At 72.0% G+C, this 14,444-nt stretch carries 13 protein-coding genes and 1 tRNA gene; 3 read left to right on the top strand and 11 right to left on the bottom strand.

Translation table 11 applies throughout. From position 1 onward, the window contains the following. Positions 1–40 precede the first annotated feature (40 nt). Complete coding sequence (locus J4N02_RS12965; protein WP_188332945.1) at positions 41–1,090, top strand: alpha/beta fold hydrolase; 1,050 nt, start codon at positions 41–43, stop codon at positions 1,088–1,090. A 29-nt stretch (positions 1,091–1,119) separates the two neighbouring features. Next, positions 1,120–2,118, top strand: a complete 999-nt coding sequence (locus tag J4N02_RS12970; protein ID WP_188332946.1) for a hypothetical protein — start codon at positions 1,120–1,122, stop codon at positions 2,116–2,118. 119 nt (positions 2,119–2,237) lie between these two features. Here J4N02_RS12970 and J4N02_RS12975 read toward each other — a convergent pair whose 3' ends face one another. Continuing rightward, complete coding sequence (locus J4N02_RS12975) at positions 2,238–3,104, bottom strand: neutral zinc metallopeptidase (RefSeq protein WP_243760801.1); 867 nt, start codon at positions 3,102–3,104, stop codon at positions 2,238–2,240. A 135-nt stretch (positions 3,105–3,239) separates the two neighbouring features. Here J4N02_RS12975 and J4N02_RS12980 point away from each other — a divergent pair, with 135 nt between their 5' ends. Next, the gene (locus J4N02_RS12980) at positions 3,240–3,953 is read left to right on the top strand and encodes an NUDIX domain-containing protein (protein WP_243760802.1); all 714 of its coding nucleotides are present in this window, start codon (positions 3,240–3,242) and stop codon (positions 3,951–3,953) included. 57 nt (positions 3,954–4,010) lie between these two features. Here the strand turns inward: J4N02_RS12980 and J4N02_RS12985 are convergent, their stop codons facing one another. The 10 genes from J4N02_RS12985 to mfd all read right to left on the bottom strand — a co-directional run bounded on the left by J4N02_RS12985 (position 4,011) and on the right by mfd (position 14,406). Then, a complete protein-coding gene (locus tag J4N02_RS12985) occupies positions 4,011–4,829 on the bottom strand; it encodes a Bax inhibitor-1/YccA family protein (protein ID WP_188332947.1) in 819 nt (272 codons plus the stop codon). Positions 4,830–4,907: 78 nt separating this feature from the next. Next, positions 4,908–4,981: transfer RNA gene (locus tag J4N02_RS12990), tRNA-Leu, on the bottom strand. Between the two features lie 26 nt (positions 4,982–5,007). Beyond that, positions 5,008–5,940 (bottom strand): Ppx/GppA phosphatase family protein, encoded by a 933-nt coding sequence (locus J4N02_RS12995; RefSeq protein ID WP_188332948.1) that lies wholly within the window; start codon positions 5,938–5,940, stop codon positions 5,008–5,010. Continuing rightward, positions 5,937–6,437: a DUF501 domain-containing protein gene (locus J4N02_RS13000; RefSeq protein ID WP_182815361.1), complete on the bottom strand. Its 501-nt coding sequence runs from the start codon at positions 6,435–6,437 to the stop codon at positions 5,937–5,939. Before J4N02_RS13000 ends, J4N02_RS12995 begins: the two co-directional genes overlap by 4 nt. A gap of 10 nt (positions 6,438–6,447) precedes the next feature. Further along, positions 6,448–7,023 (bottom strand): septum formation initiator family protein, encoded by a 576-nt coding sequence (locus tag J4N02_RS13005; protein WP_182815359.1) that lies wholly within the window; start codon positions 7,021–7,023, stop codon positions 6,448–6,450. Between the two features lie 143 nt (positions 7,024–7,166). Then, positions 7,167–8,447 carry a phosphopyruvate hydratase gene (gene eno / locus J4N02_RS13010; protein WP_188332949.1) on the bottom strand — a complete coding sequence of 427 codons (1,281 nt, stop codon included), beginning with the start codon at positions 8,445–8,447 and terminating at the stop codon, positions 7,167–7,169. 227 nt (positions 8,448–8,674) lie between these two features. Next, positions 8,675–9,580: a hypothetical protein gene (locus J4N02_RS13015; RefSeq protein ID WP_182815355.1), complete on the bottom strand. Its 906-nt coding sequence runs from the start codon at positions 9,578–9,580 to the stop codon at positions 8,675–8,677. Between the two features lie 137 nt (positions 9,581–9,717). Beyond that, the gene (locus J4N02_RS13020; RefSeq protein WP_375539339.1) at positions 9,718–10,338 is read right to left on the bottom strand and encodes a MazG family protein; all 621 of its coding nucleotides are present in this window, start codon (positions 10,336–10,338) and stop codon (positions 9,718–9,720) included. A 10-nt stretch (positions 10,339–10,348) separates the two neighbouring features. Then, positions 10,349–10,867: a hypothetical protein gene (locus tag J4N02_RS13025; RefSeq protein ID WP_188332950.1), complete on the bottom strand. Its 519-nt coding sequence runs from the start codon at positions 10,865–10,867 to the stop codon at positions 10,349–10,351. 71 nt (positions 10,868–10,938) lie between these two features. Beyond that, on the bottom strand, positions 10,939–14,406 hold the full coding sequence (gene mfd, locus J4N02_RS13030; RefSeq protein ID WP_182815351.1) for a transcription-repair coupling factor: 3,468 nt from the start codon (positions 14,404–14,406) through the stop codon (positions 10,939–10,941). Positions 14,407–14,444 lie beyond the last annotated feature (38 nt).

Consider the following 14,444-nt stretch of genomic DNA (forward strand, 5'->3'; position numbering starts at 1 on the left):
ATCATTCAGTATTGGGGCACCCACTGACCCGAGGAGTCCCATGACCTTCACGCCCCAGCGCATCGAGACCGCCCGCCTGACCCAGAACGTCTGGACCTCCGGACCCGAGGACGGCACCCCCCTGCTGCTCGTCCACGGCAACCTCAGCTCGGGCGGGTTCTGGAAGTACACCGCGGCCGAGTTCGGCGACGACGTCCGCGTCATCGCTCCCGACTTGCGCGGCTACGGCGACACCGACGCCGAGCCCATCGACGCCACCCGCGGCCTGGGCGACATGGCCGACGACCTCCACGCCCTCCTCGAGGCGCTCGGCCTCGCCGGCCAGCAGCGGGTCAACTCCGCCGGCTGGTCGATGGGCGCGGGCGTCCTGCAGCAGATGATGCTCGAGTACCCCGACGACCTCGCCTCGGTCACGCTGATCGCGCCCCTCTCCCCGTACGGTTTCGGCGGCACGCGCGGCGCGAACGGCGAGCCCTGCACCCCGGACGCCGCGGCCTGCGGTGCGGCGGGGGCCAACGCGGCGTTCATCCAGCGCCTCGCCGCCAAGGACGCCAGCGACGAGGACCCGCAGACCAGCCCGCGCATCATGATGCGCACGTTCTACGGCGGCGGCGAGAACGCGGCCAACATCGACGAGGACTTCCTCACCGACGAGTTGCTCAAGACCCGCACCGGCGACGACTTCTACCCCGGCACCGCGGTCCCGTCCGAGACCTGGCCCGGCCTCGCAACCGGTGAGAAGGGCGTCCTGAACACCATGAGCCCGAAGTACTACAACGCCTCGGGCATCGTCGACCTCGAGCGCAAGCCCGCCGTCGTGTGGATCCACGGCAGCGAGGACAAGGTCGTCGCCGACGGCTCGCTGTTCGACCTGGCCACGCTCGGCCAGATGGGCGCGGTGCCGGGCTGGCCCGGCGAGGACGTCCTCCCGCCGCAGCCGATGGTGCGGCAGACGCGCGCCGTGCTGGACGCCTACCGCGCCAACGGCGGGACCGTCACCGAGGTCGCCCTGCAGGGCGCGGACCACGGGATCCCGCTGGCCCTGCCCGGCCGCGTCGCGCAGGAGATCACCGCCGTCCTGGTGCGCTGAGACGACCGCGGCGGGGTAGTCTCACGAGGGTGACCCTGCCCCGCCGCGCCGCCGCCCTCGCGCTCGCGGCCGTCGTCGGGACGGGCTGCGCACTGCAGCCCCCGGCCGAGCTCACGACCCCCGCCCCGGGCGGCCCGGCGAGCCCCGGGCCCACGGCCGGGCCCACGGCCGGGCCCACCGCCGAACCCACGCCCACGGCGTCCGCGTCGCCGGCCCCGCTGCTCGACCTGACCCGCCCCGGCGCGGCCCGCGACCTGGTCGACGAGATCCTCGCCACGGCCGGTGCGAACCGGGCCGTCATGGTCACCGTGACGGCCGACGACGCGTCCGTGGCCGTGCTGAAGGCCGGCCAGCCGCGCACCTGGGCGTGGCGCGACGGGCGCGTGCAGGAGGTGCCCACCGACATCACCTACGTGGCCCAGCGCACCTTCGACCCCGACGACTTCGCCCTCGACGACCTCGGCGCGCTGTTCCGGGCCGCCGAGTCGGTGTCGGGCTCGCGGCAGGGACAGTCGCTGCAGATCGTCGACTACTCCGGCGGGCTGGTGTCGATGTCGGTCTCGACCAACCCCGAGTCGCGGGCGGTGTTCTTCCACCCCGACGGCACGCTGCTGCCCACCCTGGACTTCACCAGCCGGTGGGGCCTGCGCGAGGGCTACGCCGACGCCGTGGGCGACCGCCACGTGGCCTCGGCGGTGGGGTTCGGGTCCAGCACCGGGGTCTACCTGGACGCCCCCCAGCTGCCCGGCAACGGCCTCGAGCGCCGCCAGCGCACGGCCCGGACGCCGGTGCTCGTGACGCCTCGCACCGAGGCATCGGACCTCGACACCTTCGACCCGCAGCTCGTCGACCCCGACGTCGTGTGGGGCGTCCTGGAGTCACTCCAGGACGAGGAGGAGTTCACCCTCGACACCCCGTGGAGCTGCATCGTCGACGACCGCGGCGACGCACCCACCCCCCGCATGCACTTCACCGTCGGCGAGCGCTCGTTCGTGACCGACCTCGCCGGTCGGGTGCTCCCCGACTGAGCCCCGGCTCCCCCGACCGACGCGACACTCACCGAACGCACAACCGCGACACCGACATCGGTGTCGCGGTTGTCAGCTTGGTGAGTGTCGGCACCCGGCCGGGGCCGGCGTCCGGACGATCAGTCCAGCGCCCCCGCGGCGAAGGTGTTGCAGGTGTTCGGGTCGCCGGAGTTGAAGCCCTGGGCGAGCCACTCCTTGCGCATCTGCGAGGAGCCGTGGGTCCACTGGCTCGGGTCGACGCGGCCGGCCTGCATGTGCTGGATGTGGTCGTCACCGACGACCTCGGCGGCGTTCACGGCGCGGTCCAGGTCGTCCTGGGTGACCTCGCTGATGATGCTGTCGGCCGAACCCGACGCGTAGCGCAGCCACGCACCGGCGTAGCAGTCGGCCTGCAGCTCGAGGCGGACGGCCGGCGAGTTCGCACCCGCGGTCTGGCCCTGCTGCTGGACCTTGCCCATGATGCCGGTCAGGTTCTGGATGTGGTGGCCGTACTCGTGCGCGATCACGTACGCCTCGGCGGCGTCACCGCCCTGCGCGCCCAGCTGGGGCAGCATCGTCTGGAAGAAGCTCTTGTCGAGGTAGACCGTCGCGTCGGCCGGGCAGTAGAACGGGCCGACCTGCGCGCTGGCCTGGCCGCCCGCGGTGTTGACGGCGCCCTCGAAGGTCACGGTCTTGGTGGGCTGGTAGCCCGACAGCGTCTGCGACCAGAAGTTCTGGATCGAGTTGGTGTAGGCCACGTAGCGGCACTCCGGGTCCTTCTCGATGTCGGCACCGGTCTGGCAGTGGGCGTACTGGCTGTTGTCGGTCTGGCCGGGCGCCGGGGCAGCCCCGCCGCCGAGCAGGTCGCCCGGGTTGAAGCCGAACAACAGCGCAAGGATCATGATCAGGATGCTGGCCCCGCCGCCCACGGCGATCGTGCCGCCACGGCCTCGGCCGCCACCGCCCATCTGGGACGGGTCGAGCTGTGCCCCCGGGTTGTACTGCACGTCGTGCCCCCATCGTCGCTGCTGGAACTCGGTTTGAGCACAGCGGCCCCATCGCCCCGCGCACGGTGGGTGCGACCCGGGCCCGCCCCGGAGAGGCGGCTTGGGTTCCTCTCCGGGTCACGCCAAGATGGGCAGGTGCAGATCATCGGCGTGGAGGTACCGGGCGGGACGCCCGTGCTCGCCTTCACGCTCGGCCACGGGGAGGACCCGTACCAGGTCGCGTGGGAGGGCGGGTACCGCGTGCTGCGTCCGCTCTCGGCGGCCGGCACGGTCGAGGACCTGACCGTCACCCTGCAGCTCGCCGAGCACGGGCGTCCGGTGACGCCCCGCGGCCCCCAGCGCGTGCGCACGACCCTGCGCCCCGGTGAGATGTCCGGACGCCCCGTCGTGCGCCAGCGGCTGGCCGCCTACGGCCTCGTGGTGTCGGACCGGGGCGTGCTCGCGACCGAGTTCTCCGACCGGACGGCCGTCCCCGGCATGTGGGGCCTGCCCGGCGGGGGCATCGACCCGGGCGAGAACCCCGCGACCGCCGTGGCCCGCGAGGTGTTCGAGGAGACCGGGCAGGACATCGAGATCACCCAGTTCCTCGACATGCAGTCCGACCACTGGATCGGGCACTCCCCCAGCGGCGTCGTCGAGGACTTCCACGCCGTGCGGCTCATCTATGCCGCGCGGTGCGACAACCCGCGCGACCCCGTCGTCCACGACGTCGGCGGCACCACCGCGAGCTCACAGTGGGTGCCGGTGCACTCGTTCCGCGACGTGGCCTGGATCAACGGGGCCCGCAGCCTGCTGGGCAAGCACGGCCACGACCTGGTCCGCAGCTACCGCCGGCGCCGCTCGGCCTGACACCGAACGCCGAAGCCCCCGCCCGGATGACCGGAAGGGGGCTTCGTGTGACGTGCGTCAGTTGGAGCGGAAGTACGACAGGATCCGCAGGATCTCGGTGTACAGCCAGACCATGGTGATGGTGAGGCCGAAGGCCGCGCGCCACGACTCCGAGGCGGGCAGGCGGTTGCGGATGCCCTGCTCGACGAAGTCGAAGTCCATGATCAGGTTGGCCACGGCCAGGACGACCGCGATGGCCGAGATGATGCCGGCGAGCGGCGTGAACTCGAACGAGCGCAGGCCCACGTTGGTGCCGAACAGCGCCAGGACGAAGTTCACCAGCAGGGTGCCGGCGAGGGCGAAGGTCGCGATGGTGACGATCTTGCGGAACTGGCTGGTCACCTTGATCCGCAGGAACTTGTACGCGGCCAGCGTCGCGCCCGCGGCGATGAACGTGCCGATCACGGCCTGCACCACGATGCCGGGGTAGAGGATCTCGAACATCAGGCTGAACGCACCGATGAAGACGCCCTCGATGGCGGCGTACACGAGCACCATGCCCGGGTTGATCTGGCGTCGGAAGCCGACCAGGAGGACCGTGACGAAGCCCACGATGCCCGAGCCGATGAGGGCCGGCATCATGAACTGCGGCGGCAGGAACATGAAGGTGATGGCGGCCGCCACGATGAGCGCGCCGAGGGTGATCGCCGTCTTGGTGATGACGTCGTCGATGGTCATGACGCCCGGGGTGGGCTGCCCGGGGGCCTCGTAGGGCGCCGGGGCACCGTACTGGGGCGCGCCGTACGGCTGCTGCCCGTACTGCTGCTGCTGGCCGTACTGGGGTGCCGCGTGCGAGAACTGCTCGCTGCGCGTGAAGATGGGGTTGGTGCTCTGCATCAGAGTGCGCGCCTTTCTGGTGGACTCGACATCATTCTACGACACGCCACCAAGCAGGCCCTGTATTCCGCCGCTGGGTGCCCCCGGCGGGATTCGAACCCGCACTTGGGCGGGTTTAAGCCGCCTGCCTCTGCCGGTTGGGCCACGGGGGCGGCGACCGGACGCCGTGCGCCCGAGTCTACGGCGCTGCCGCGAGCAGCTGCGCGACGACCCCGTCGAGGATGTCGGACTCGCTCACCGTGAGGTCCACCCCGACGCGTGCGGCCACGCGCGCGCAGATGAGGGCGCCGGCGCAGATCACGTCGGCGCGCCCGGGCACCATCGTCGGGATGATGAGCACCTCGGCCACCGTGCTGCCGAGCAGCCGGTCCGCCAGCGCGGTGAGATCGGCGCGCGTCACCGTCGAGCCGTGCACGCGGGCCCGGTCATAGGTCTCCAACCCCTGCACGATGGCCGACAGCGAGGTGGCGGTCCCGCCCACTCCGATCCACGTGCGGGCGGCGGCGAGGTCGATGCCCGAGGCGTCCAGCAGGGCGTCGACGTGCGCGGTGGCCGCCGCCACCTGCTCGGCGGTCGGCGGGTCGGAGGCCAGGAAGCGCTCGCGCAGGCGCACCGACCCGATGTCGAGCGAGGTGCCCCGCACCGGCTGCCCGGACGCCCCGAGCACCAGTTCGGTCGATCCCCCGCCGATGTCGACGACCAGGGCGGGCGGCGTGGCCTCGGGGGAGGCGCCCAGCGCGCCGTCGAACGACAGCTGCGCCTCCTCGGCCCCCGAGATCACCTCGGGGTCGACGCCCAGCCGGGCGCGCACGCCGGCGAAGAACTCCTCGCGGTTGCCGGCGTCCCGGGCGGCGGAGGTGGCCACGAACCGCAACCGGCCGACCCCGTGGGCAGCGAGGACCGCCGCGTACTCGTCGCACGCCGCGAAGGTGCGGGCGAGCGCGTCGGGGTGGAACTCACCGGTCGCGTCGACGCCCTGGCCCAGGCGGGTGATGCGCAGGGTGCGCTCCAGCTCGACCGGTGCCTGCGCGGGGCCGGCGGCCACCAGGAGGCGCACCGAGTTGGTGCCGCAGTCGATGGCGGCGACGGGGGCGCCGGCTCCGGGGGTCACTCCCCCTCCAGGCAGGGGCGCGCCCAGAACTCGCCGAGGGCGTCCACGGCCTCGTCGCCGAGCGGGTTGACGCCCCGCCCGGCCGCGAGCGCGTGCCCGACGAGGACGTGCAGGCACTTCACGCGGGTCGGCATGCCGCCCGCCGAGATGCCGGCGATCTCGGGGACGTCGCCGAGGGCGGCGCGGTCGGCCAGGTAGGCCTCGTGGGCGGCGGTGTAGGCGGCGGCGAGCTCGGGGTCCTCGGCGAGGCGGTCGGTCATCTCGGCCATCACGCCCTGCGACTCCAGCGTCGAGCAGCCGGCCGTCGCGCGCGGGCAGGTCAGGTAGTACGTGGTCGGGAACGGCGTGCCGTCCGGCAGGCGGGGATCGGTGGCGACCACGCCGGGCTTGCCGCAGGGGCAGCGCCACGCGATGCCCGCGATGCCGCGCGGGGGGCGTCCGAGTTGCTGTTCGAGGACGGCGACGTCGGCCGCAGAGGCCGGTTCGAGTGCTGGCACGCCCGCCACCCTAGCGGGGCAGCGGGTCCGGCTCGTCGGCCTGCCGCATCGAGACGGCCAGCTTGTCCCACCACCGGGAGGCCAGGTCGCTGGTCTGCGCCTCGCCGACGCCCTCGATCTCGGTGGTGCCCGACATCACCTGCCCGTCGGCCCCGATCACGCGGTAGCCGATCTCGCCGGGCATGACCCAGCCGAGGCGGTTGCGGGCCTGGGCGCGGACGTAGGCCGGGTCCTCCCAGCGGGCGAGCTCGTTCTCGAGCTCGGCGACGCGGGCGGTGCGCTGCTCGATCTGGGCCTGGGCGGCCGCGAGGTCCTGGCTCTGAACGACCCACACGCGCAGCGAGCCGGCGAACGAGGCCGCGAGCACGATGAGCACGCCGAACAGGATCAGCGCGCGGCGGGTGAAGACCAGCCGCGCATTCGTCTTGGGCAGCTTCGCCGCGGCCCGCCCGATCGCAGAGTTGCGGACGGCGGCGGCCGGATTCAGGCGGGGGGTGGTCTTCTTCGCCGGGGCCTCGGGCGAACGGGTGCGCTTGCTCGACCGGCCGCGGCCGGACGGCTGGCGGTTGAGCCTGTTCTCGCGCACGATCCTTCGGGGCCTCTCGTCGGGGAAGGGAGGTTGCGCTCCAGCGTAGGCGCGGCCGGCCCGTGGGCGGGGCACGACACCCCGGACGCCGCACGGCCGGCCCCTCACGAGGAGGGACCGGCCGTGCGGGTGTCGGGTGTGGATCAGCCCTTGAAGCGCGGGAAGGCGGAGCGGCCGGCGTAGACGGCGGCGTCCTCGAGGGTCTCCTCGATGCGCAGGAGCTGGTTGTACTTCGCGACGCGGTCGGAGCGGGCCGGGGCACCGGTCTTGATCTGGCCACAGTTGGTGGCGACGGCGAGGTCGGCGATGGTGGTGTCCTCGGTCTCACCGGAGCGGTGCGACATCATGCAGCGGTAGCCGTTGCGGTGGGCGAGCTCGACGGCGTCCAGGGTCTCGGTCAGGGTGCCGATCTGGTTCACCTTCACCAGCAGCGCGTTCGCGGTGTTGGTGTCGATGCCGCGCTGCAGGCGCTCGGGGTTGGTCACGAACAGGTCGTCACCGACGAGCTGGACCTTGTCGCCGAGCTTCTCGGTGATGGCCTTCCAGCCGTCCCAGTCCTCCTCGTTCAGCGGGTCCTCGATCGAGACCAGCGGGTAGGCGTCGACCCACTCGGCGTAGATGGCGATCATGTCGTCGGCCGACTTCTGCGCACCCTCGAAGGTGTAGACGCCGTTGTCCTCGAACTCGGAGGCCGCGACGTCGAGCGCGAGCGCCACATCGGTACCGGGCTCGTAGCCGGCCTTCTTGATGGCCTCGATGATCAGGTCGAGGGCGGCGCGGTTGGACTCGAGGTTCGGCGCGAAGCCACCCTCGTCGCCCAGGCCGGTCGACAGGCCCTTCTCCTTCAGCACGGACTTGAGGTTGTGGTACACCTCGGCGCCCATGGCGAGGGCGTCGGCGAAGGTCTCGGCGCCGATCGGGGCGATCATGAACTCCTGGATGTCGACGTTGGAGTCGGCGTGCGCGCCACCGTTGAGGATGTTCATCATCGGGACGGGAAGGACGTGCGCGTTCGGGCCACCCACGTAGCGGAACAGCGGCAGGCCGGCCGACTCGGCGGCGGCGTGCGCGACGGCCAGGGAGACGCCCAGCATGGCGTTGGCGCCGAGCTTGCCCTTGTTGGAGGAGCCGTCCAGCTCCATCATCGCGTTGTCGATCTCGCGCTGGTCGGTGGCGTCGAAGCCGATGATCTCCTCGGCGATGGCCTCGTTGACGTTCTCGACGGCCTTCAGGACACCCTTGCCCATGAAACGGGACTTGTCGCCGTCACGCAGCTCGACGGCCTCGAACTGGCCGGTGGAGGCGCCGGACGGGACCGCAGCGCGGCCCTGGGCGTCGTCGTCGAGGAGGACCTCGACCTCAACGGTGGGGTTGCCTCGGGAGTCGAGGATCTCGCGGGCGTTGACGATGTCGATGAGTGCCACGGTGACTTGCCTTTCGTCGTTGTGTGACTTCGGTCGCCAGCCTATCGCCGTCCGCTCTTCGTCGCGCCCTCGGATGCCCCCGGTTGCCACCACGCCGAGGGCTTGGGTTTCCTGCGCCGAGGGCTTGGGTTCTGTACGCCGAGGGCTTGAGTTATCGACGCCGAGGGCTTGGGGCCTGGACAACGAGGGCTTGGGTTCGGCCAAGCCAAGCCCGCGGCGTCCGGTCGTCACCGTCGGTGGCGCGGTCGTCGGAGGTCGTGCGCCTCGGGGCACAGACCGTGGTCGACGAGGACGTCCCCGATCAGGGCCCTGATCGACGCCGTCACGGCGCCGGGGTCGTGGACGGCATCCTCCCCCCACCGAACCACGCGCAACCCCATGCCTTCGAGACGACGCTGGCGGAGTTCCTGCAGACGCATCACGTCCTCGCGGGTCTGGCCGGGCGCGAGGAGGGTCGTGTACTTCGTCTCCCCGTCGAACTCCCCCACCACTCCCTGTCGCCGCCAGAGGAAGTCGGGGCGACCGACGAAGCCGTCGGCGTCGAAGAGGCTGACCTGCAGTTCGGGAAGCGGCACCCCACCTTGGAGCAGTTGCGCCCGAACCAACGATTCGTAAGGGGATTCGCTGCGCGGATCGCCACGTCGGACCGCCTCGGTGGAGTGTCGGCATCCGCGTCCACCGGTGACCTCACGGAGGAGTTCACCCCGTGGAGCACCCAGACGCAGGGCAGCATCGGCCCACGCGAGGGCCGGCCCGAAGAGATTGCGGCGCATGAGGTCGGCGGCCGTCCTGGCCAGCGTGGTCACGGGGATGTCGCCGCTGAAGGTCGTGCTGGGCGGCACCTTGGGCGTCTTGTACACGTGCGCGATGGTCCGGATCTGGCCGTGCCCGCCACCTGAGTAGAGCAGGTGAACGAGGTCGAGATCGGCGCGGAAGAGGGGTAGTCCATGGAGCACAGCAGCGGATTCACGGGCGAACCACGACTGCAGTCCGATGTAGGGCAAGGCTGCGCTGATGCGTTCGCGGTGCAGCGCGATGTCGGTGTCCGGGACCTGTTCGAGACGGACGCCCGGACGCAGTTTCAGGATGGGAACCGGGATGTCGGCTCCACCAGGAGGAATGAGGTTGTGCATGCCGGGAGGTTGGGCGGCTTCTCTCCCAGCAGCGCACCAGGTTTCGCGACCTGTGGAGAACCATCTCCAGAGCGCAGGTCGGGCTGGGGAAACTCAAGCCCTGGGCGTCCAGAACCCAAGCCCTCGGCGCAGAAAACTCAAGCCCTCGGCGAATCCTCCGCAGCGCGGATCGCGGCCTCCAGGGCCCGGACCGCGTCGCGGACGGCCTGGTCGGCGTCCACCCCGCTGGCCTGGGCGCGGGCGACCAGGGCGACGATGCCGCCGCCGACCTCGGACGCCGTGACCGGCTCGGCCGGCAGGCCCGGGTCCACGCCGTGCGAGCGGGCGCGGGAGACGACCTTCATGGTGCGCGCGAGCGCGTTGAGCGGCGGGATCCCGTCGAGGGCCGAGGTGCGGCCCTTCTCGGCGCGCTTGCGCGCCTCCCACGAGCCCATCAGGTCGTCGGGCACGTCGCCGTCGCCGAAGACGTACGGGTGCCGGGCCACCAGCTTGTCGGCGATGCCGCGCGCCACGTCCTCGATCGAGAACCGGCCGTCCTGGCGGGCGATCTCGGCGTGGAAGACCACCTGCAGCAGCAGGTCGCCCAGCTCCTCGACCAGGTGGTCGTCGGAGCCGGTCTCGATCGCCTCGACGACCTCGGCCGCCTCCTCGACGAGGTAGGCGACCAGCGAGCGGTGCGTCTGCTCGGCGTCCCACGGGCAGCCCACGCGGAGCGCCGTCATCACGTCGATGAGGCGCTCGACCTCGGGGTGCGCCACGGGTCGCGGCTCAGCGGCGCAGCGTGGCGGAGTCGGCGGCCCGCGCCAGGGAGGCGTCCCCGAACGAGGCGCGGGAGGCGTCCCACTGGCCGTAGCGCGGGTTGATCGTGATGTCGAGCTTGCCGACCTCCTCGACGAACTTGTCGGCGCCCAGCTCCTCCTGCAGCAGGAACGCGCGCGTCGCGGCGTCGGCCCACTCGGCACCGCCCGGGACCTGGCTGACGGCGGCCACGGCCGGGTACTGGCCGATGACCTCCTGCTGGTCGGCGGCGGTGATCGTCGTGCCGGTGGACGCCGCGACCTGGCGGGCCGCCTCGCCCAGCACCAGGTCGTAGGTGGCCTGCTTGAGGGCGAGCCCGGTCTCGCTGCCGGTGGCCTGGCCAAGGACGCGCGCGACCTCGCGCACGGTGCTGTCGGCGATCCGGACGCCGTTCACGGTGGCGGCGTCGGCGGGCGAGTTGGCGCAGCCGGTCAGGGCCAGCGCCGCCACGGCGACGCCGGCAGCCAGGGTGCGTGCGGCCTTGTTCATGGGTTCTGCTCCTCGAGGACGATCGGATCCGCCCCGATCCTAGCCACCCGCGCGGGGCCACCATGCAGGTGTCAGGGGACGAACAGCGCCGTGACCGCCTGGGTGGCCCACTCGAGCAGCTCGCCGTCCTTGACCGGCTGGCCGGCGACCGGGCGGGTCATCGGCCGCGGCAGGAACAGCTGGGCGGTCTGCTTGTTCACCCGCGAGCCCGGGTACATGCGGGCCCGACGCATGTCGCGCGAGTCGGGCAGCACGGCGGGCGCGAACCGGATCATCGTCCCGGCCGAGAGCACCTCGGTGATCCCGACCGAGCGGCACAGCATCCGGAACCGGGTGACCTTGAACAGGTTCTCCACCGGCTCGGGCAGCGGGCCGTAGCGGTCGAGCAGCTCGGCGCGCACGGCGTCCAGCTCGGACTCCTCGCGCACCGACGCTAGCCGCTTGTACATCTCCAGGCGCAGGCGCTCGGACTCGACGTAGTCGGTGGGCAGGTGCGCATCGACCGAGAGCTCGATCTTCATCTCGGGTTCGGGTTCGGACGCCTCGCCGCGGAAGTCCGCCACGGCCTCGCCCACCAGTCGGATGTAGAGGTCGAAGCCGACGTCGGCGATGTGGCCCGACTGCTCCTCGCCGAGCAGGTTGCCGGCGCCGCGGATCTCGAGGTCCTTCATCGCGATCGCCATACCGGCGCCGAGGTCGGTGTGGGCGGCCATGGTGGCCAGCCGGTCGTGCGCGGTGTCGGTGAGCGGCTTGTCGGGCGGGTAGAGGAAGTAGGCGTACCCGCGCTCGCGGCCGCGGCCGACGCGGCCGCGCAGCTGGTGCAGCTGCGAGAGGCCGAGCAGGTCGGCCCGCTCGATGATCAGGGTGTTGGCCGAGGAGATGTCCAGGCCGGCCTCGACGATCGTGGTGCAGACCAGCACGTCGGCCTCGCGCTCCCAGAAGTCGACCATCACCTTCTCGAGGGTGGTCTCGTTCATCTGCCCGTGGGCCACGGCGACCCGCGCCTCGGGCACCAGGTCGCGGATGTGCGCGGCCGCCTTCTCGATCGTGCCCACCCGGTTGTGGATGTAGAACACCTGGCCCTCGCGGGCGAGCTCGCGCCGGATCGCCGCGCGCACCTGGTTGTCGTCCGACGGCCCGGCGAACGTCAGCACCGGGTGCCGCTCCTCGGGCGGGGTGGCGATCACCGACATCTCCCTGATGCCCGTGATCGCCATCTCCAGCGTGCGCGGGATCGGCGTGGCCGACATCGCCAGCACGTCGACGTTGAGCCGCAGCTTCTTCAGCGCCTCCTTGTGGTCGACGCCGAAGCGCTGCTCCTCGTCGATGATCACCAGGCCGAGGTCCTTGAACTGAACCTCGTTCGAGAACAGCCGGTGCGTGCCCACGACGATGTCGACCGTGCCGTCGGCGATGCCCTCGATCGCCTTGCGCGACTCGGCCGGCGACTGGAACCGCGACAGCGCCGCCACCGTCACCGGGAACCCGGCGTACCGCGAGGCGAACGTCGCGTAGTGCTGCTGCACCAGCAGGGTGGTCGGCACGAGGATCGCGACCTGCTTGCCGTCCATGACGGCCTTGAACGCGGCGCGCACGGCGATCTCGGTCTTGCCGTAGCCGACGTCGCCGCAGACCAGGCGGTCCATCGGCACGACCTGCTCCATGTCGCGCTTGACCTCGATGACGGCGGCCATCTGGTCGGGGGTCTCGACGTAGGCGAAGTTGTCCTCCAGCTCGCGCTGCCACGGCGAGTCGGGGCCGAACGCGTGCCCCTGCGAGGCCTGGCGGGCGGCGTACAGCTTGATCAGCTCGGCCGCGATCTCGCGCACGGCCTTGCGGGCGCGCGCCTTCCGCTTGGTCCAGTCCGCGCCGCCCATGCGGTCGAGCGAGGGGGCCTCGCCGCCGACGTAGCGGGTGACCTGGTCGAGGGCGTCCATGGGCACGAACAGCCGGTCGCCGGGGTGCCCGCGCTTGCTCGGCGCGTACTCGATGACCAGGTACTCGCGGGTGGCGCCGTGCACCTCGCGCGTGACCATCTCGATGTACTTGCCAACCCCGTGCGCGTCGTGCACGACGAAGTCGCCGGCCTTGAGCTCGAGCGGGTCGATGGCGTTCTTGCGCCGGGCCGGCATCTTGCGCTCGGCCTTGTCGGCTCCGCCCTTGACCCCGGCGAGGTCGCCGGAGGTGAACACCCGCAGGTTGACCCCGTCGAGCCGGAACCCGCGCGGCAGGTCGGCGACGATGATGGACGCCCTCCCGGCCAGGTCGTGCTCGGCCAGGACCTCCCCCAGCCGCTGCGCGCGACCGGTCGCGTCGGCGACCAGCACGACCTCGAACCCGGACGCCACCGCCTCGCCGATCGCCGCGATCGCGGCCTCGAGGTCGCCGCGGAACGGCTCGTTCTCCTCGGCCACGATGTGCCGGGACTCGGGGTCCTCGGCGAACGCCGAGAACGTCCACCACGCCAGGCCGCGGCCCAGGGCGGCCGCGCGCACGTCGGCGAGCTGCCGGTACGCGGACGCCGCGAGGTCGATCGGCGCCTTGCCCCCCTCGGCGGCCGCCGACCACGACGCGGCGAGGAACTCCTGCGAGGTGGCGTGCAGCTCCAGGGCGCGGGCGCGCACCTTCTCGGGGTCGCTGACGACGACGGTGGTGTCCTCGGGCAGCACGTCGACGAGCAGCTCGAGCCGGTCGACCAGCGCGGGGGCGAGCGCCTCCATCCCGTCGACGGCGTGGCCCTCGGCGATGCGGGTGAACAGCTCGCGCATCTGGTCGGGCACGCCCTGGCGGGCGGCGTGGGCCGCGGCCCGCTCGCGCACCGCGTCGGTGAGCAGCATCTCGCGGCAGGGGTCGGCGGTGACCTGGTCGAGGGTCTCGTCGTGCGAGCGCTGGTCGGCCACGCTGAACGGGCGGATCTCCTCGACGGTGTCGCCGAAGAAGTCGATGCGCACCGGGTGCTCCAGCGTGGGCGGGAACACGTCGATGATGCCGCCGCGCACGGCGAACTCGCCTCGACGCTCGACGAGGTCGACGCGCACGTAGGCGGCGTCGACGAGGGCGACGGCGAGGTCGTCGACGTCGCGGTCCTCCCCCACCGTGACCGTCACCGGCGTGAGCGCGCCGAGGCCGGCGACCTGCGGCTGCAGCACGGCGCGCACGGGGGCGACGATGATGCGCGGCGGGGCCAGCTCGCTGTTCCCGGCCAGCCGGCGCAGCACGGCCAGGCGTCGGCCGACGGTGTCGGAGCGCGGCGAGAGCCGCTCGTGGGGCAGGGTCTCCCAGGCCGGGTAGTAGGCCACCGCGTCGGTGCCGAGCAGCGAGCGCAGGGTGTCGCGGGCGGACTCGGCCTCGCGGTAGGTGGAGGTGACCACCAGCAACGGGGTGTCGGACTGCTCGGTCAGCGCCGCAGCGACCAGGGGGCGCAGGGCGCCCGGGCACGTCACGTCCAGCGTCGGCTCCGAGTCCGCACGGGCAGCCTCGATGAGCTTGCTGACCACGGGTTCCGAGGCGACGAGCTCCAACAAACCCGCACGATCCACGGCGAACAGTGTAGGTCCTCGGAACTGGGCCCCGACCC

Source organism: Propioniciclava sp. MC1595, assembly GCF_017569205.1.
In the GTDB taxonomy this organism is placed as follows: domain Bacteria; phylum Actinomycetota; class Actinomycetes; order Propionibacteriales; family Propionibacteriaceae; genus Propioniciclava.